At 28.8% G+C, this 20,636-nt stretch carries 13 protein-coding genes; 2 read left to right on the plus strand and 11 right to left on the minus strand.

The genetic code is table 11. The annotated features are described in order from the left end of the window. Positions 1-606: 606 nt before the first annotated feature. Positions 607-1,482: an AraC family transcriptional regulator gene (locus VJY32_RS08085; protein ID WP_353677403.1), complete on the minus strand. Its 876-nt coding sequence runs from the start codon at positions 1,480-1,482 to the stop codon at positions 607-609. Positions 1,483-1,602: 120 nt separating this feature from the next. Between VJY32_RS08085 and VJY32_RS08090 the strand changes: the two genes are divergently transcribed. Continuing rightward, the gene (locus tag VJY32_RS08090) at positions 1,603-3,840 is read left to right on the plus strand and encodes a pyruvate formate lyase family protein (protein WP_353677404.1); all 2,238 of its coding nucleotides are present in this window, start codon (positions 1,603-1,605) and stop codon (positions 3,838-3,840) included. 3 nt (positions 3,841-3,843) lie between these two features. Next, positions 3,844-4,767 carry a glycyl-radical enzyme activating protein gene (locus VJY32_RS08095; RefSeq protein ID WP_353677405.1) on the plus strand — a complete coding sequence of 308 codons (924 nt, stop codon included), beginning with the start codon at positions 3,844-3,846 and terminating at the stop codon, positions 4,765-4,767. Here the strand turns inward: VJY32_RS08095 and VJY32_RS08100 are convergent. From VJY32_RS08100 to VJY32_RS08145, 10 genes are all read right to left on the minus strand, one after another. Then, a complete protein-coding gene (locus VJY32_RS08100) occupies positions 4,764-6,971 on the minus strand; it encodes a GH92 family glycosyl hydrolase (RefSeq protein ID WP_353677406.1) in 2,208 nt (735 codons plus the stop codon). The two genes, VJY32_RS08095 and VJY32_RS08100, sit on opposite strands and share 4 nt — an antisense overlap. A 6-nt stretch (positions 6,972-6,977) precedes the next feature. Then, positions 6,978-7,748, minus strand: coding sequence for a phytanoyl-CoA dioxygenase family protein (locus VJY32_RS08105; RefSeq protein ID WP_353677407.1), 771 nt, complete (start codon positions 7,746-7,748; stop codon positions 6,978-6,980). Between the two features lie 1,152 nt (positions 7,749-8,900). Continuing rightward, positions 8,901-9,929 (minus strand): aldo/keto reductase, encoded by a 1,029-nt coding sequence (locus VJY32_RS08110; RefSeq protein ID WP_353677408.1) that lies wholly within the window; start codon positions 9,927-9,929, stop codon positions 8,901-8,903. Next, positions 9,930-10,547: a hypothetical protein gene (locus tag VJY32_RS08115; protein WP_353677409.1), complete on the minus strand. Its 618-nt coding sequence runs from the start codon at positions 10,545-10,547 to the stop codon at positions 9,930-9,932. Beyond that, positions 10,528-11,619: an ABC transporter ATP-binding protein gene (locus VJY32_RS08120; RefSeq protein ID WP_353677410.1), complete on the minus strand. Its 1,092-nt coding sequence runs from the start codon at positions 11,617-11,619 to the stop codon at positions 10,528-10,530. Before VJY32_RS08120 ends, VJY32_RS08115 begins: the two co-directional genes overlap by 20 nt. A gap of 20 nt (positions 11,620-11,639) precedes the next feature. Further along, positions 11,640-12,833 carry a hypothetical protein gene (locus VJY32_RS08125; protein ID WP_353677411.1) on the minus strand — a complete coding sequence of 398 codons (1,194 nt, stop codon included), beginning with the start codon at positions 12,831-12,833 and terminating at the stop codon, positions 11,640-11,642. Between the two features lie 11 nt (positions 12,834-12,844). Then, a complete protein-coding gene (locus tag VJY32_RS08130; RefSeq protein WP_353677412.1) occupies positions 12,845-15,592 on the minus strand; it encodes a glycoside hydrolase family 2 protein in 2,748 nt (915 codons plus the stop codon). Beyond that, the gene (locus VJY32_RS08135) at positions 15,589-16,632 is read right to left on the minus strand and encodes an NAD-dependent epimerase/dehydratase family protein (RefSeq protein WP_353677413.1); all 1,044 of its coding nucleotides are present in this window, start codon (positions 16,630-16,632) and stop codon (positions 15,589-15,591) included. Before VJY32_RS08135 ends, VJY32_RS08130 begins: the two co-directional genes overlap by 4 nt. A 12-nt stretch (positions 16,633-16,644) precedes the next feature. After that, positions 16,645-18,993, minus strand: coding sequence for an alpha-amylase family glycosyl hydrolase (locus VJY32_RS08140; protein ID WP_353677414.1), 2,349 nt, complete (start codon positions 18,991-18,993; stop codon positions 16,645-16,647). Positions 18,994-18,997: 4 nt separating this feature from the next. Then, the gene (locus tag VJY32_RS08145; protein ID WP_353677415.1) at positions 18,998-20,635 is read right to left on the minus strand and encodes an endo-1,4-beta-xylanase; all 1,638 of its coding nucleotides are present in this window, start codon (positions 20,633-20,635) and stop codon (positions 18,998-19,000) included. Between the last annotated feature and the right edge of the window lies 1 nt (position 20,636).

Here is a 20,636-nt window from a genome sequence, read left to right on the forward strand (position 1 = left end):
TTCAGCATTTATAAAAACGAAATTTTAGCTTAAAACTATAACCCTGCTATAAATAGTTTTTAATGTTTTTTGTTATCGTAACGTTTTAATAACGTTTATTAGTGTTTCTTTAATTTTTCACCAAGAAACGGAAACACTCAATTACTCTTTTTATTTAGAAAATAAAAGAAAAAACAGGTGTTTTTATTAAAAATTGATTTTTGTCGGGCTTTTCTATCAACAATTTTTTTAAAAACTTTGTAAAATTTTCTTCATTATTTTTAAAAAAATAAAGTAATCCGTTAGATTTTATAAAACAATAAGAACAAAATTAAATTTCTTTCGACAAGCATTACCAATAGAGAAATAGTAAATATTTTTTAAGTTTAACTTGTCAAATAACTTAAGTTCTAGTATGGAGAATTAATAATAATTATTTACTTAAACCTATCAATTGTTAATCTTAGTTTATAATTAAATATTATTGTTTTCAGTAACAAAGATTTTTTAGTAACAATCTTATCCAAGATATAAAATTAAAAAAAATAGAATGCCCATTTATTTGAATATATAACTTATCATTTAATTTCATTTTACAAATTTTCATGAAAATTTTTGCTATAAAATTTATTTGGAAGGGATTGAAACCTTTTGATGTTGTTGTCTGAATTTAGCCGGTGAAGTATTATAATGTTTTTTAAAGATGTGATAAAAATGACTTAAATTTTCGAAACCAGCTTCCATAGAAATTGTTATAATACTTTCATCAGTATTAGATAGTAAATTTGCAGCATAGTTAAGTTTTAATTCATTTATAAATTCAGTTGGTGTTTTATTCAAGTACTTTTTGAACATTCTTATTAAATGTTCTTTAGTATATGGGCTTAACTCAAAAAGTTTTTTTATACCTATAATAAAATTTTCTCTCTTTTGAATTTCATTTATAAGTTCTTCTAACCACCTTGGAAGGTTCTTACCATCATGAATATTATTTATAAAATATTTTGTAAATATATCAAATAAAAGAATTCGTAATCTTGTTTTAATAATTTTTTTATCCTGCCTCGAAATCACATTCAATTCTTGTAATTTATTCACTAAGATTTCTTTATCTTGTTTTGTTAGAATTATCTGCGCGGGCATATCGCTTTTTAATAATGATGCAGCCGGAAAACCTTCTGATAAGTAATTAATTAATTCTTTTAGCAATGATTCTTTAAATGCAAGATTAATAATTTTACATTTATGGTAATTACTTTTTTTATAATAGTGTATATCATTGGGTCTTATAAAAACTAAAGTCCCCTCTGTTAATCTTTGAGAATTATTGTTAATTACATGAATTACTTCTCCCTCAACTACTAAGAATATTTCATAAAAATTATGATAATGTTTAGTTGTTATATGCTTAAGTGAACTATGAAATGCATAATGCACTTCTGTCACAGGATCCATTAATTCTTCAGAATAAAGTTTTACAGATTTTATTTTTTTTTCTTTCATAATTGGCTTAAATATCAATATAATACAATTATTCAATCAACTTAAAACAAGATTATATTAGTTATTTAATGTAGTTATGCATTGCAAAATAAACGAGTAAATAATTAAAAATCAATCAACATGAAAAATTCAAAATATAATACTGAATTAAAATTTACAGAAACATATAAAAAATATTATAATGAACATCCTGCAATCAGAGAAGCAATGTGCTTAAAAGCAGAGTATCCTGACTATTTCTTAGAAATTCAAGATAATGATTTATTTGCCGGTAGAATTAAACATGGCAAAGTAGGATTTAGTCCAGATGAATGGGGCCCTACAGCTTTTGGATACTATTGTCAGTTCGAAGAAATTGAGAAGGACTTAACGGAAAATAATTTTACCCAAGAAGATAAAGAAAAGATTATTGAAATGATGAACTTCTGGAAAAATGAGGACACCTCAGAAAAGCTTAGAAGAGCTTATCCACCTATAATGGCCAAATATCTTTTCTCTGACGATTGGATGAACACATCGGGAATTGCATTTCCACTTTATAGATTAACAGGGGGTACTCCTAATTTTAAAAAATTACTTAGTTTAGGAATTCCAGGCCTTTATCAAGAAATTGAAAGGTACAAAAACATCGCTGAAGAAAATAATGGAGACATAAAATTCTACGAGGGGATGAAATTAGCCCTTAATGTTTTGGTAGATGTTTGCATGTATTATAAAAATCAAGCAGAGGAAAAAGCAAAAATCGAAATTAATGAGGAAAGAAAGAATGAATTACATGAAATGGCAAATGTTCTGTATTCAATTACAATTGTAAAACCAAGGACTTTCAGAGAAGCAATTCAACTCTTCTGGTTATATACGCTTGTAGCAGATGTGAGAAATTATGGAAGAATGGATGTTTATTTGGGTGATTTTTACGTGAATGACTTAAATGCTGGTGCTCTATCAGAAGAAAAAGCATTAAAACTACTTCAGTCTTTATGGCTACTCATGGCAGATAGACATACTATTGTTCATAATCGTGTTATCATTGGAGGAAAAGGGAGACCAAACGAAGAAAATGCAGATAAATTTTCTTTACTAGCATTAGAAGCTACGAGAACTATAAAAGAAATTGAACCACAACTATCTCTAAGAATTTATCATGGGATGAACCCAAAAGTTTACGAAAAGGCACTCGATGTTATTGGAGAAGGAAGAACATTTCCTATTCTTTATAATGACGATGTTAATATCCCTGCAATTATGAGAGCTTTTAATTTTACTGAAAAGGAAGCTGAACAATATGTTCCATATGGATGTGGCGAATACATTTTAGAACATCAAAGTTTTGGAACACCAAGTGGTGTTATAAATTTATTAAAAGCACTCGAAGTAACATTACATAATGGTGTAGATCCATTGACAAAGAAAGTTATTGGGTTACAATTAGGTGAATTCAATGATTTCAAAACGTTTGATGATTTATGGAATGCTTACAAAAAACAGGTGGAATTTTTTGTTGATCTTTTGGCAGAACAGGAAGTATTAGAATATAAAATTGCAGGAGAACAAGCCCCATTTCTATTATTAAGTATGTTATATGATGATTGCTTGGAAAGAGGGAAAGGAATATTTTCTGGTGGTATTAGATACTTAGGGGGAACAATTGAAACTTATGGAAATACAAATACTGCAGATAGCTTGTTAGCAATTAAGAAAATGGTCTATGAAGACAAAGAAATAACTCAAGATGAATTATTAACAGCTCTTGATTCAAATTTTGTTGGTTATGAAGCATTAAGAAAAAAACTTATAGCTCTTCCTAAATACGGTAATGATAATGAAGAAGCAGATTCAATGCTTTTAAAGGTTCATAATCATGTTTGTAATTATGTTAGAAATAAAGCTAAAGAAGTCGGTCTACATTCTTATCTCGTAGTAATCATAAATAACAGTGCAAATACTTTAATGGGGAAATCAACTTCAGCTTCTGCTGATGGCAGGTTGGCTTATGAACATATGAATAATGGAAATGCTCCATCAGGTGGATATGATAGAGAAGGGGTAACTGCAATGCTTAATTCAATTGTAAAACCTGACCCAAGTATCCACGCAGGTGCTGTCCAAAATATGAAATTTAGCCCAGAATTATTTTTTGAAAAAAGGGAGGTCATAAAATCATTACTTAATACTTATTTTCAGAAAGGTGGCACTCAAGCTATGATTACAGTAGTTAATCGTGGTGATCTGGAAAAAGCTCTTGTAGAACCTGAAAAATATAGACATATCTTTGTAAGAGTGGGAGGATTTACAGCAAGATTTGTTGAGTTATCAAAAGAAGTTCAAAAGGATATCTTAAGTAGAACTTTATATTAGCCAATGAGCAAATACTCACAAGATAGTCAAGGTATAATCGTAGATATACAACGGTTTTCGATTCATGATGGACCAGGAATAAGGACAACAATATTTTTAAAGGGATGTCCCTTATATTGCATTTGGTGCCATAATCCCGAAGCAATTAGTCGTAAACCTCAGCTATCTTTCAACTCTGAAAAATGTAAAAATTGCTTTGAATGTATTAGAGTTTGTCCTTCTAGTGCTCACTATCAGATTAATGGAGTCCATAATGTATACTATCATAAATGTAATCTTGCTAAATATTGTGTAGATTCTTGCCCAAATAATGCATTAAAAATAATTGGCAGATATATTAAAACGTCAGAGATAATTAATATTATTTTGAGAGATGTGGATTATTATAAAAATTCTGGTGGTGGAATTACAATATCAGGCGGTGAACCTATGCTACAATACGAATTTACAAAATCAATTTTAATTGAAGCAAAAAAAAATTCAATTCATACAGCATTAGACACGAGCGGATATGCATCGACGAATAAATATATAAAGATAAAAGAATATGTAGATTTATTCTTATTCGATTATAAAGAAACTGATGCTATAAAACATAAACAATACACTGGCGTTGATAATAACTTAATACTTAAAAACTTAGACACACTTTATAAACTTGGTGCTAAAATAATTCTACGTTGTCCTATCATTCCTAGTATCAATGATACATATTCACACTTTGAAGGTATCTGCAAATTACACAAAAAATATCCTAATATAATAAGCATTCATATCATGCCATACCATAATATGGGATTTGATAAAGCTAAACAAGCGGGAATAGAAAATAAATTTATTAAACTTGATACAGTAGGGAAAGATTTAGCACTGAGCTGGCTTAGTCAATTAAAAAAAATGGGATGTGAAAAAGTTTGCCTTGGTTAATTTTCAAAATAAAATTTTAATATACCACCTTTAATTAAATCATTATGAGATATTTTATAGTCACGTATTAATTTACCATTCAACTCAATCTTTTTCATTAAAAATGATTTTCTGTTTCCAATGCTCTGTATAATAAATTCTTTTTTAGAATAATAATTTTCATTAAGTCTAATAATTATCTTATCGAAAAATGGCATTCCCAAAACATAATCTTGCGAGGCTGGTAGAAATGGATAAAATCCCATTAATGAAAATAATAACCATCCTGAAATAGTTCCACAATCATCATTTCCAGGTAATCCTTTTTCATTAACCCCATAATTTTCGGAAATAATTCTATTAATAAAGTAATAAGTATAATATTCATATCCTTTAAAAAAAGTAAATAAGTAAGGATATGAAATATCTGGTTCGTTAGTTATATCAAAATGATTTTCATTAAAACATCTTAATAACTTACTAACGCAAGCTTTTTCTCCTCCAAATAATTTAATTAATCCATTAACATTATGAGGAACAAACCAAGTATAATTCCATGCATTTCCTTCGACATATCCTGGTCCACCAGAACCAGGCCAATCACCCGAACCTTCTTTTGTTAAAGAATCAAATGGAGCTAGCCAAGAACCGTCTCTTTTTCTCGGACGCATAAATTTTGATTGAGCATCAAAAAGATTAATGTAAAATTCTGAACGTCTAATAAACTCATTGTATAATTCTTTTTCATTTAATTTTTTTGCTACCTGTGCTATAGACCAATCAGCTAAACAATATTCAAGACTAGTGGATACAGGGCCCCATACCCACCATTCTTCATTCCAATCCTGTTCGAAAGGTATATAACCATATCTTAAATAATCATGATATCCTGGACGGATTGGGTATGCTTTTTGACCCTCTTTCAATAAAGTTGGTTTCAACATTGCTTCAAAAGCTGTATTGATATCAATATCACTAATTCCTTTTATATAAGAATCAGCAATTACAATTGGAGCTGGGTCTCCTACCATCATATAAGTTTCATTTCCTGCTAATTCCCATTTTGGTAAAAATCCGGATTCTTTATACATATCTATCATAGTTTTAATAATCTCTGATTGTCTCTCAGGAAAAATTAAAGTAAGGAATGGGTGCAAAGTTCTATATGTATCCCATAATGAAAAAATTGAATATCTGTTTCTATTAAAATATTTTCCCACACCACTTCTCCCCATTAAAGGATATTCACCATTAACATCGTTGATAATATTAGGATGAATCAGCATATGATAAAAAGCAGTATAGAATTTAATTTTATTAGTATCATTTATATCATAAATTAAAATTCTTGAAAGCATTTCCTCCCACTTCTCTTCTGCTTGCCTTTTTAATTCTGAAAATGAATAATCTCTGCATTCGATTAAATTAAGTTTTGCATTATTAGTACTCACGTATGAAATTCCTACTTTAACTATAATACTATCTCCCTTTAATAATTTATAATATAAAATTGATACTAAATTCCCTCCCTCAACATAAGCAGAATCTCTTTTAATATATTTATTATTATCCCATATTATAATTGAATCAGCATTTTTATTTAAAAATGCATAAAAATAGACTGACTGACGATTAGGCTCCCCACAAAAGCCACCACTGATATTAAATCCCTGAATTTCATTTTTTGATACGATTTTAATTTTCCCTCCGCCTACAAGATTCAAACTTCTACCAATATCAAAAATAATTCTCAATGTAGTATTTTTTGTTGCAGTAAATTTTGTTATACCACATCTTTCAGTAGCTGTCACTTCGGCTGTTACATTTTGTTCGTCTAATTTTAATTTATAATAACCTGGTTTTGAATATTCCTCTGAATAAATAGTTTTGTAATTTTCAAAGGTTGGTATATCAATATTACGATTAGATACTGTCACAATAATGCTTCCCAAATCTGAACAACCGGCCCCGCTGATATGAACATGACCGAATCCATAAAAGTATTTTTCCCCATATATATACCCTGATGGAGTTCCAGGAGCATTATGAGGACTTACAGAAACCATGCCCCAAGGAACCACAGCACCAGGAAATGTATTCCCACTATTGGAAGTACCTATAAAAGGATTGACATATTTAATTATTTTATTTTCAGTAATATTATATAATGAAAATACATTTTTATATAAAATCAGAAATATCAAAAGGAAAATTCTTCTACTCATATTCAATTATACTTTATTTAATTCATTTTTTACAATTTCTCCATCTTTTAGAAATAGCACATCTAAACCCTTCAGTGAGCCATCTGGCTCATAAATTATTTCGGGTGAATATTGAAGAGACCAAACTCTTCTCATCTTGTCGGTATAATTTGCTCCAGAACGGTGAAAAGTTACGCTTGAAAATACAACTATAGAACCAGCTTTAACATTCATAGGAATACCTTTCTCAGGACCAAAATAGCCTTGCCTATCACTTGAATTTGGAATTTGTTTATGTTCTACTTTTTCTTTAGTTCCTGCAATAGAGTATGGGAGTATATAAATAGTTCCATTTTCTTCATTTACATCATCCAATGGTATCCAACAATTTACATAATATTTATGAGGCCCATCTACATAACCTGAATCTTGATGCCATGTAAATTCAGCCCCTTTCTTGTCTGTACCTTTTACCACAAATTGTTCCCAAAATAAATATGCATTGTTTCCTATTGTAGATTTACATATCTCTGCCATTGGTTCAGAAAATATAAATTTTTCTAAATATGGTCTATACTTATAAGCATTAAAAATAAAATATCTACTGTTCCTTTTACTTAAACCAAGAACATCTATTTTTTCTTTATCCATTTGAGCTTCTTGCTCCTTGACTAAGTAATCACATTCAGCTCTGATTTCTTTTAATTGATCTTCTGATATAATATTTTCTAAAACGAAATATCCTTCGTTCTGATACTGTTCTATTTGTTCTTGTGTGATTTTATATTTAATATTCATATTACCTCCTTTAATATAATGAAAATAGATTAAGATTACTTTTTTGTTTGATAATTAAATTATTTTTTGTAATACCCCCTGATTTTTGTAAAGTTAAATTTTTATTTTTCTTCAACAATTGTTGATTATTCATGGTATTATTTAATTATTTTTATGTAAAAACATCACTTAATAAGTTAATATTAAACACAAAATTATAGAATCAACATTTTCTTATTAAAATTTATTAATCATTAATTTAATACTACTCATAACAAGAACTAAGCAAGTCAAATTATTAGAGCAATTTTTTTATGATATATAACAAAACTAGAACTAAGCATTTATTAATTAAAAAGAAATCATACTCTTTCACTAATGTATAATATTTGTTAAAAATTGGTTTTGTATTAGTAAATACTTGGGATAATTTTTAACCACTAATTAGCAAAATCTAGTATTGGAATTAATAGTGGATGTCGAAATTTTTCATTTACTTCTTTTGATATCATTGTTAATTTTTTATTAATATTTATACCTGTCAATCGATGGTATGGAATTTTGCATTAAAAACTTTTTTATTGCATTATAATCCTATAATGTATCCCATTCTATTTCATTAATATTTTTTATTTCTTCTTTCAAAATTACCAACCATTGATATCATAACCTTTTAACAATGTTGGAATTTCAGCATCAATAAAAATAGCATAGCAATATTAGAGAATGGACTAAATATTAATAAAATAATTTCTTGAGGGTTTGCATGTATTATCTGACACATAAATTCAATAGCTTCATCTTTGAGAAATTTAGTTATATTCTTACATCTATAAAATAAATTAGTTTGATGAACTTGAGTTAGTTATTGCTTCGTTATTAATGGTCTATCAATAACTAAATAAATTGTGATATTCTTTATGTATACTGCACGTGCAATCATAGCTCTTTTTTCAACTTCACCAGTTACTGTTGTTAAGTTCTAATATCACAAATTCAGAATAAGCAAGAATAAATACCAAAACAATTGCGCTATCTTTCAATCTATTCTATTGTGTGTATTTAATAAAATTTTAATAACAAAAAACATTTAATTGTTATCAACAATCTATTAGAAAGATTACAATAAATCTTGTGGATAATTGATTTATAATTTGTAATAAATTGATTGTTTCACTGATGTGCTAAACGGTCTAATTGATTTCTTCTATATGTTTCAAAATACCACTGTGGATAAAGTTTACTAGGTTGACTTACAAAATCAAGCATCTCCATTTCTTCATCATTTAGTTTCCATGTGCTTGCTTTTAAGTTATCTATAAGCTGTTTTCTATTTCTGACTCCGATTACAACCGATGTAATGCCCTTTTTTCTTAAAAGATAATTTATTGCAATTTGAGAAAATGTTACATTTCTACTCTTAGATATCTTTTCCATTTCAGCAAATACTTTTATGGTCTTATTAATATCAAGAGGTCTTAAATCATCTGGTGAATTAAGCCGAGTACCTTTAGGCCATTTTTTAATATTTCTATACTTCCCACTTAAATAACCCCCATGCAGAGGTCCCCAAACAATAATTCCAATTCCCTGATCCATACAAACATCAATTTGTTCATATTCAAGTTCCCTACTTAAAATTGTATAAAAAGCCTGATTTGAAATAAACTTTTCCCAGCTATTTCTTTCACATATAGCTTGGGCTTTCATAATCTGCCATGCATAAAAATTAGATAGTCCTATATATCTTACTTTCCCTTGTTTTATCAGTTCATTAAGGGTGCTAAGGGTTTCCTCTAAGGGAGTAACAAAATCGTAAGAATGAATCTGATATAAATCAATGTAATCTGTATTAAGTCTCTTTAAACTATCATTGCAAGCTTCAATAATTCTTTTTCTTGATAATCCATCACCATTTGGTCCTTCTTTCATCCTGAATCCAAATTTTGTTGCAATTATTACATCATTTCTTTTCTTCCCTAATGCTTTTCCCAGCATTTTTTCAGAGATACCATTTGAATAAATGTCGGCAGTATCAAAAAAATTAACACCATAATCAATTGCTAGAGCAACCTGATAGTTCGCTTCTTTTTGATTGGTATGGGCAATATGAGTCCAACCCTTATCTCCTGTAAATGACATGACACCAAAACAAATTTCTGATACAAATAAACCAGAATTACCCAATTTATTATATTTCATTTAAGCCTCCCCATATGCATGTGTGTGATTCCAAAGATGTCCTGTTCTTTTTTTACCTTTTAACGAAGTTTCAAAATATATTCCTTTCAGTCTCTGGTGTATAATTGGAATATCATGATGAAACCCTGCTTTAGTTGCTATACAAACTCCTTCTTGTAATTTATAGAAATTACCTTCCGATACAGCTATTCCTTCCCCTTCATAGAATATCCAGTATTCATCACAATCATGAAAATGGTTATCAAAGTTAGTATTTCTTGAATAAGAGGTATAATCACCAATGTTCCTAGGAAACTCTGTGTTATCCAAAGTAAATATTCCAGAGTTAGTAATTTCAGTCCAATTTCCTGTCGCTACTATGATAATGCTAGTTTGATTACTTACATTCCTCAAAAATCCTACTTCATTCATATCTATTATATCCCCCTTTTTTATTCTCTTTTCATTTTCCTCAGAAATCTTAAATGTTATTTCGCCTTCGCATAAAAACAATAAAGACTTCTGATATATATATTTTTTTAAAAATAATTCATCATCATTCTTTAATATAAAAATGTGATATTGTCTTAGTTCACACCAATCAGGGAATATTTGTTTTTCATAATATATTTTCGGCATTTACCCTATCTCCCGTCTTTAAATCAAAGAAATGAAGTTTAGTAATATCAGGCTTAAAATTAAGTTGATCTCCTACTCGAAATGAGTGTCTCTCATAAGATTTTGATACAAAATTATTTTTCACATTTGAAGCATAAACCAAAGCTTCATCACCAAGCCATTCAACAACATCAACTGTACCTTTAATAATGTTTTCTTCTTCATTTGTAATCTGAATATTTTCTGGTCTAATACCTATTAAGATTTTTTTATTAAAATAATTTTGAAGTTCAACATTTTCATGCAACTTAAGAGTAAAACAATCATTTTTAAGTATAATATTCTCGCTTTTTATTACTTCCACTTCGAAAAAGTTCATAGAAGGTGACCCAATAAAGCTTGCTACAAAAACATTATTGGGTTTCTCATAAAGTTCAGTAGCAGTACCCATTTGCATAATTAAACCATCCTTCATTACTACTATCCTATCTCCCATGGTCATTGCTTCAATTTGGTCATGCGTTACATAAACCATTGTTGTTCTAAGTTTTTGATGAAGTTTTTTAATTTCTGAGCGCATTTGAGCTCTTAATTTTGCATCAAGGTTAGAAAGGGGTTCATCAAACAAAAACACCTTTGGTTGTCTTACTATAGCCCTTCCAAGAGCCACTCTTTGTCTTTGTCCACCTGATAATTCTTTAGGCTTACGGTGAAGGATATCTTTTATATTCAGAATTTCAGCTGCTTCATATACTCTTTTTTTAATATCTTCTTTAGGTAATTTTCTTATTGTTAAACCAAATGCCATATTATCAAATACGTTCATATGGGGATAAAGAGCATAATTTTGAAATACCATTGCTATATCCCTATCTTTTGGAGGAACATTAGTTATACATTTCTCACCAATGAAAACATCACCACTAAGAGGTTCTTCGAGTCCTGCTATAATCCTTAAAGTGGTAGTTTTACCGCAGCCTGTTGGTCCAACCAGTACTAAAAATTCTCCATCTTTTATGCTAAGATTGAAATTATCCAATATTTTAACTTCCCCATATGTCATAAATATATTTTTCAATTCTACAGATGCCATATTCTCTCCTTTAATTTTTTTTACTTTTTTGGATAATTTGAAAGCAACGGAACATCATTATTTATGTCAGGTCCAAAAAACTTGAATATAATAACTTCCTCTTTCCCTATATTTGAAATTTCAACACCTTCAACAGCGGTTTTATATGTAATTAATAACTCATCATAACCATAATTATTTGCTTCAATCATTAGACCGCCATAATTTGCTTTACCTTTCCAAATTAAAATATTATAAATACCTTTTTCTTTAGTGAAAAATTTTCCGTTTGGTTTGATTACTAACTTTTTACCACTGAATTTTGTAGTATTATAAAAAATCCAATACTCTTCGGCTTGATTTGTTTTTGTAATTAAAATTGGGGGTGTATGTCGATTTTCATAAAAATACGGGTCACCGCTTATTTCCCAATTTATCATTTCTATAATAATTCTTTCCCCATATTTTTCTCTATCAACTTTTCTAACATCTTTAAAAAGAAGTTCCTTATCAATCATTTTATTTCCGCATTTTGCTTGCATCATTGCAAATACATCAGAATCCTCTTGTAATTCTATAGTAAGAGCAGTGCCAGGCGCATGCAATGTCCCTGCGGGCACATGAAATCCATCATTATGAATTTGTTTATAAGCTCTTGAATGTTGCAAAATAGAGTCATCTTTCCATTCTATTAAATGGGGTAGTAATAAATCATATTTTTTTTCTAGTGCAATGTAGGGGTGTATACCAAAATATGTTTCGGGACTTTTTCCCAATGGAACATTCTCGGGGAAATAATACGCTTCTTCTTTGGGATTTCGTCCAACTAACTTCGCGTGCTTTTCCATTTGATGTATATGCAATGGTAATCTTTCTTCATAATCAAAAATTTTTGCAAGCCTCCCTAATCCTTTATGATTCTTAAAATATCCTTGACCTAAAATTAATTCAGGTAATAACTCAATAGCTTCTTTCAAAAGGATTTCTTCTTTTGAATTAACATTTAATATGCTTAAACCTTCATTTTGAACTGAAATACGATTATCTGCTTTTGTTGTGGAAGCAAGCCATCTTTCACAAATACCACCTCTTTCACCAAGATTAAATTGCGATTCGTGGAGTGCAAATCTTCTACCCGGTGGTAAAAAATCTCTTGCAACCCATGCTGGATGTAATCTCAAAATCCCGTTATTCTTTTCTAATTCTTCGATAATTATTTTCTTTTTATCACTCATAAATACTCCATTTATAATTTTATTTTACTTAAAAAATTTTCAGAGTTGATATAATGAATCATATTATCTAGTAAATATGTCGCATAAGGATCTATACTATAATTATCTAACAATTTATATGACGTTAAGATTAAGTTTCCTTTACCTACTTGAATTTTAACTGTTACAGGAGACGAAAAATGTATCCACCCAATAAATAATCCTGATAAAACATCATTAAAATTCTCTGATTTTATAGAAGAAATGATATAATTGGGAAAGACATTAACAGCTTCAAAACCTTGAATGGGTGTAAAGTTAATTTTCTTAAAAATTTCATCTGACTTTACCCAACTAAAACTTGAGACCCAGCTCCCATCAAGCCATGATTCATCTCTTTTAATCTTAACAAAAGGTAAATTATAGAAATTAGTTGAACTATCTATTAAGCAAATTACTTTCCTACCATTTTTTAACTTTTTATAAATACTATCATTTATTGTATTTGTAATTATTATAGAGTTTGTATCCGAGAATAAATAACCTTGACTTGATAAATTATTCTTGAATATAACCTCTTTTTCCTTAGAAGATGGCAGTTCAATATAAAGCTTAGTACTAACATTTATATTTCTTCGAGGATAAATAAAAATTTCATGATAATTTGTTGAGATTATTTCCTCCTTATTATTTATAAGATAAAATTTAATTAAGTATTTTTGTGGCTCCGAAAATTCCTTACAAGTAATTTTTATAAGACCAACTTTTTTAACACTTGTAGGTATAATATTTGAAATAATTATTTCACCTCTCTGATTATCGGAAGTTACCCAAATAATTTTTGAATTACTTAAATTAAGGTTAGAATAGTGAGAAAGAAAAATATCAATTATAATGGTTTCATCTTCCCAATAATTAAATTTTTCAGTTCGTGGAATTATCAAATCTGCATTTTGAATTTTAGATAATTCCTTATGATAAATTTTAAAATTCCTCCACATATCTAATAATCCATTACATTCCCAATTCAAATCAGTAAATTCAGTTATCACATAACCTTGAATTTCATTATTAAGTCTAATTTCTTCTATTTCATACTTTAATGCTCTAAATTGTGCCCATTGTGTTTCTTTAGCTAAATTATTATAAGAATAAAAAATTTTTGAATATCCAAATTCATTGAATCTTTTTATAACTCCTTCAGGCATTACAACATCTATATCATTAAACTTTCTTGAGAACCAGAACGGTTTTTCTTTAGGATATATAGGTAAACCCCAATTACCAAATTCAGAAATTATTAATGCTTCATTACCTGTTTCATAAGAATCTCCATAACTACTAAAGAGCCATTTAGGTCTCGTAGATACTTCTTTTATTGTATTTGAAAATTCTTTATATCTTTCTGGCATTGACCAATATGTATGATAATCATTTATATCAGTTTTTAAATGAAAATTACCCCAGCAAGCACTGTTATCTACTATTAATCTGCCCTTAGCTTTATCTTTTGCATAATTAAATTCATTAACTAGCCATTCCCGATGTGGTGATTTAGATAAATCAATACCCCAGCTTTCATTTATTAAAGAAATTATAACCAATGATGGATGATTCCAATCACGCTCCAACATTCTATCAAAAGTATTTCTTACACGAATTTTTACATTTTCGTCGAATAAATCCCAATTGGGAATTTCATACCAAATAAGTAATCCAAGTTTATCAGCAGCCTTGAGATACCTTTTATCTGGAATTTTTATATGACATCTTAGAGTGTTCAATCCCATTTGTTTTGCTTTAATCATCTCATCTTTCAAATATTCATCATCAGGTATCTCGTAAATTGTCTCAGGGTAAAAATCCTGATCGAGAGCAGCTATCATGTAGAATGGTTTATCATTTAAATAAAATTTTTTGTCAACTATCTTGAATTCACGAAAACCAAAATAGTCTTCGTAATAATCGACACCAAACTTTATTTTAATAGAATAAAGATTTGGATTATTTAATTCCCATAATAATGGAGATATTATATTACCTTTAACTATCAATTCATTTTCATTTTTTACAAGTAACTTTTTTTCATAGACCTTCTTATTATCTGGTGAATAAATCTGAAAAATTAAATCAACAGGTTTGTGAAATTTTGAAAAATGATTAAGAAAAATTTTAGCAGTAAAATTACCAGATAATTCAGAATCTATCATAACATTTTTCACAAAACTCAAAGGTTTAATTAATAAATATACCTCCTGCCATATACCACTATTTTGTACATACCAATTTTGTTTTCCATGAGGAATATGATAATAACTTATACCGTCAGTCCCTAATGAGTCAATAGAGGGATCAGTTACTCTTAAAAGTATTTCATTCTCCCCGTCTTTAAGAAATTCAGTAATATCAAAATCAAAAGGTAAATACCCCCCTTCATTTTCACCTACATATTTTCTATTAATAAATAACTTAGAATAATAATCTACAGCATCAAATCTTATAATATACCTTTTATATTTTTTAAGAATAATTTTTATATTTTTTTTATACCATACAACACCCTGATAATCCAAAAAGTCGTTATTTAATCGATGCCAAGAGCAAGGCACAATAATTTCTTGCCAATCTTTTGTGTTATCAATATTCTCCAATGTTATTGAATTTGAATTATCTTTGATAATATACCATCTACCACTCAATGAAATACTCTGACTATTGCTTATAGACGACATTAGAAATAAAATCAAAGTAAAATACAATAGATTTAATTTCGTTTTCATAATAATCCTTGAAATAGCTTATTTTTAATTTCCTTGTATCTATTAATAAACTCTATTTCTGCTCTTCGATTTTTATAGCCAACCGAGTCACCATTAAATTCATTAAGATACCAATTTATTGTAATAGGCATCCATGTTTCAAAGGGCGTTGACTTATAATTCACATCCTTTTTTATTTTTTGTAAACTATAAATTGCTGTCCTTCTCGTATTGAAAGGAAATACATCCCCTTCATGTGATAAACTAAATGGTAACTTATCAAATATTTCTTGCTCCACATGAACAATTTCAATTTTTTTATTTAGTAAATTAGCAAGTCGTTGTAGATATTCATTAAGTGAAAATATTTCTTCTGATGCAACATTATATGCATTACCTATCGTTTCAGGATATTCTAATAATTTCACAAATGTATCGGCAAGGTCATCTACAAAAACTAATTGTGTAGCAAAATCTCCACTACCAGGAACAAGCAAAGGTTTTCCATCCATGATTCTTTGTATCCAGAAATAATCTCTTTTATAAGGATCTCTTGGTCCACAAACATAAGGTGGTCTGATTGTAGTAACAGGGAATATTTTTTCATTATGAACAGACCAAAGAAATTCTTCACATTTCCTTTTATTAATTCCATATTCCATCCCAAAGGGATTGCGTGGGAAATACGGCATTATACTTCCTTTATCTTGGTCTTCTGTTATTGGACATCTTATTTCATTAGAAATCATGTAAACAGAAACTGTACTACAGTGAATAAATCTGCCTATTTTGCCTTTAAAGACATTGTATGCAAGTTTAGAATCTATTGGTTCATAAGCAATCATGTCATAAACAGCATCAAACTTTGTTTGAGAGATAATCTCATTTAATAAATTAAGTTCATTTCTTTCTCCCTTGAAAACTTTAATTCTATCATCGGATAATAAATTACTTTTTGTATATCCTCTAATTAGTATTGATACTTTATAATTCTTTCTCAATAAGAGCTCTGTTATTTTCGAACTAATAAACCCAGTTCCACCTATTATTAAAATATTCATATTAATTCCTAATTATTTAAGGAATAACATTTTCCTTGTTAACTTATTTCCATTAAATTCCAAACTATAGAAATATACGCCACTTGATAATCTATCAGGTTCAAAGTTTATTCTATAATATCCTGCAGTTTTATATTCGTTAAATAATGTGCTGATCTCTTTACCTAACAAATCATATACTGATAATTTTACATTTCCATTATCTGGTAGATAATAATCAATAGATGTAGAAGGATTAAAGGGATTAGGATAATTTTGAGAAAGCCATAAACTTTTAGGGATTATATATTTATTATCTTCAGCAGATACAATTGTCACCACTGTATCTGTCAATAAATAAATTTGACACTCATAAGGTCCCAATTTCAAATTTATGTTTGACAACTCGTTAGATTTCCCTGTAATTGTTTTACCATCTAATAAATTTGTTATATAATAACATTGAGCAGAATCCAAATTCAATTTATTAATGGGAAGTTTCATAGATGATTCAGTATTAACAAAAGAAAGATTTAAAACAACAAAAATATTCTCTTTATTAATCCATCTTCTGAAACCATAAATAAAAGAATTATTATCTATAAAAAGTTCTTCGAAGTTATCTGAAGTAATGGAATTATATTTTTTCCTTAATGATAATAAATACTTATAGTGCTCGAATAATTTATACTTATCTAATGACTTAATAGAATTACTTGGCCAAAATATCATCCAGTCATTATAAGGATGACCTTTTTTGCCAATTTCCTGTCCATTAAATATCATAGGAACACCATTCAATGTCATCAATAAAGCCGCAACCATTTTAGTTTGTTCAAGAGAATGATTTTCCATAAATCTATAAGTATCGTTATTTTCCATGAACCTCAAAATTTTTGCATTTTGTGAAAAACCATTACCATTATTCGTTAAAGCATTCCTTAAACTATTAACACGAGAAGTTATGTTACTTTGATTGAAAATTGTTTTGCTACCATAAATATCTGTTGCCCATGACCAGTGAGAAACCCACCAATATTCTGGGGTCCAATCGTAGGCCACATCAAATCTTTCATCAAATACCTGCGGTTGTGATGCTTTATCTTCTGCAATCAATAAAATCTCGGGTTTAATTCTCTTTAATGCAAATCTTAGTTTTTTTGTGAAATTGGGTGAACGGTCATTTGTTGCCCAGACAGCATCAAAACGAAATCCATCAATATCAAAATTTGCTACCCAGTATTTAGCAGCTTCAATTAAATATTTTTCTGTCTCAGGATTATTATGATTCCAATTAGGCATATTACTCCAATCAAAGTAATAATAAAATCCATTTGAAGATAATTGTAAATCAGATAAATAATTACCCGACCCCTTCATCCGTTGATAGAAATTATAATAATATGACTTACTTCCATATTTCAAGGAATGTTGAGCAAAAGGATGATATATTGATGAATGATTGATTACAAAATCTAATATTACATGAATTTTATATTTTCTTGCTTCAGTTATTAACTCTCTCAAATCATTTTCATTCCCATAATCTTGTCTTATCTTGAAATAATCAGTAACATCATAACCCTGCCCTTTATTATATGTAGGGAAAATTGGCTGAAGATAAATTGTATTTATTCCAAGTTCGTATAATTCCGGAATTTTTTCTTTTACATCTTTTATCTTTCCATTTTCAACAAAAATATAAGGGGCTACTTGATAAATAATAGCTTTGTCTATCCATTCACTACGAGCTTTCTTGATATCAAAAGGTATTATGGTATTTCCTCTTTTTGTTATATAAGTTCTACTTTTTACAGTATCGTTCCCTGATGTAATAGTTATTAGATTATAATAATATTCACCATCAGGGGCATTCAGCGGAAGTTGAAAAATTGGTTCTTCACCATAACTGTTAGTTAATAAGTAAGCCAGAGGATTATTTATATCTTCTTTCCAAAGAAATTTTAAAAAAACATTTTTAGGATTAGTTATTACTTCTTTTTTTAACCTTACATTATTGCCTATTACTTCTGCATAAGCATAAACCTCAGGTAAGATTTTATAACCTAATTTTAAAATTAATGTATCAGAAATAAATTTATACCCACTACTATCAATTACAATAAATATTTCATTAACTCCATCGTCAAGATTCACCTCAACAGAAAATGTAAAATCATTTTTTACTATTACATCAACCGTGTTCCCATTCAGAAATAATTCAGCTTTAGAAAAATTATTTGATGATACAATTCCTGAAATAAATTGAACATGAGACCAAACTTCATTACCATAAACTTTATCAAACTTTATGTCAATCCCGTAAATAGAGAATGTATAAATGATTACGATGGTTAAAAAATACTTAAATACTAAGTTCATACAATTACCTTAATATTTCCCATTTTTCCAAAAGTTCTTTTAACCTATAAAAAGACATTTTTGGTGAGCTATCCTCTCTTACTAAACCTCCATTAATTATGAACGGTCTGAAATCAGAAAAGTCATACCAATTAATTGCTTTAATAGAAGGTCGTGAATAACAAATTGTATACACTTGTTCAAGCCAATCAGCTTGAAGTTCTTCATCCCATTGACGATGCCAATCATAGGGTAAATTAAAGTCTTTTAATGGTTGTAGTGTATACGGGTTTATTCCACCTGATGTAGCACCTATTTCAGTGATATAAATAGGTTTATTAAATTTTTCAAAGCGCTCAAGAAGTCTAACAATGTCTGATAAATCTCTGTTTGGAAAATAAATTTGAATACCAAGAACATCAAAATCTACACCACCATTTATCATGTCTTCAATATATTTTCTTGGTGAGCGTAAGGGACGCGTAGCGTCCATTCTAGCCATTCTTCCTCTTGCTACATACTCAGCCCATGGATAACAATTATTCAAAATTGTCACAACTTTAGGATTAACTTCTTTTGTTTTATCAAATGCAAATTTTGTTAGTTCTAAAATCTCAGCTTCAGTATGGTTATGAATATTAGCCCAATCATGATATTCATTAAATACTTCCCAATGTAAAACATTATTACCATAATGAGTAACTAAATCGTATATATGCTTATCCATGTATTTTTTTAGTTGTTCAAAATTTTTACTTTTAAGCCATTCTGGGGTTACAGTAGGATGAAACCAAAATAAGGGTCTTCCTTCGATAGTAATATTATTTTTTAACAACCAATTAACAATGTTATCTTTAATTCCCCAATTATAAACACCTTCTTCAGGTTCGAATAGTTCGTACCAAGTATCCCACACATAATGAGTAATTGTAGCATAATTAAAAATCTCCGTAAATCTCTTGACAAAATCTTCCGATTTAGCCCAAACATATTGACGGGTTTCACAGCCGAAATAAACCTTATCAATTCTTTTATTTTTTTCAATTTCGTATCTGGCTTTTTCAATTTCCATCTTTTCACCTGCATGAAGAGCATAAAGAAGAGCCTTATCTGAAAAATCGGAACATTGTTTTTCATCATTTATTTTCTTTGTAGCAGATTCAAAAAGTTCTTCTGATAATGCTAATAAGTATTCAACTTCTGGAGAAAATGCTATCCCTGTTTTTTTATAATTCAATTTAACTTTTCTATTCCTAATTATACGAGATTTTGCAAATTCATAATTTAGGTTAAAACATCTACCACTGTTGAAGTCCTTTATGGAATAAAGTTCTCCACCATTATCTGCAGTAAGCATTATATATCCAAATCCCTCAACGAACCAACGTGTATTTAAAGAAAATCTTTTTTTACCTAATTCTTTTGGAACAATAATTCCTTCATTAGATACTTTAGTATTTGAAAGAAATGGATCTTCCTGTTCATCCGTCAAATAAGCAAAATCTATTTTAGGCATCCATGGATGAGGATTTGGTTTGAATATTAAATCATTTTCTGTTTTTGCAAATAAATTAAGATATTTATTAAACGTAGAACTAATAGTAACTGTACCTAAAGCTAAAATTGATTTTGTTAAAAAATTTCTTCTTGTAAAATTACCCATA

It is taken from the genome of Rosettibacter primus (assembly GCF_036860675.1).
GTDB classification, from domain to species: domain Bacteria; phylum Bacteroidota; class Ignavibacteria; order Ignavibacteriales; family Melioribacteraceae; genus Rosettibacter; species Rosettibacter primus.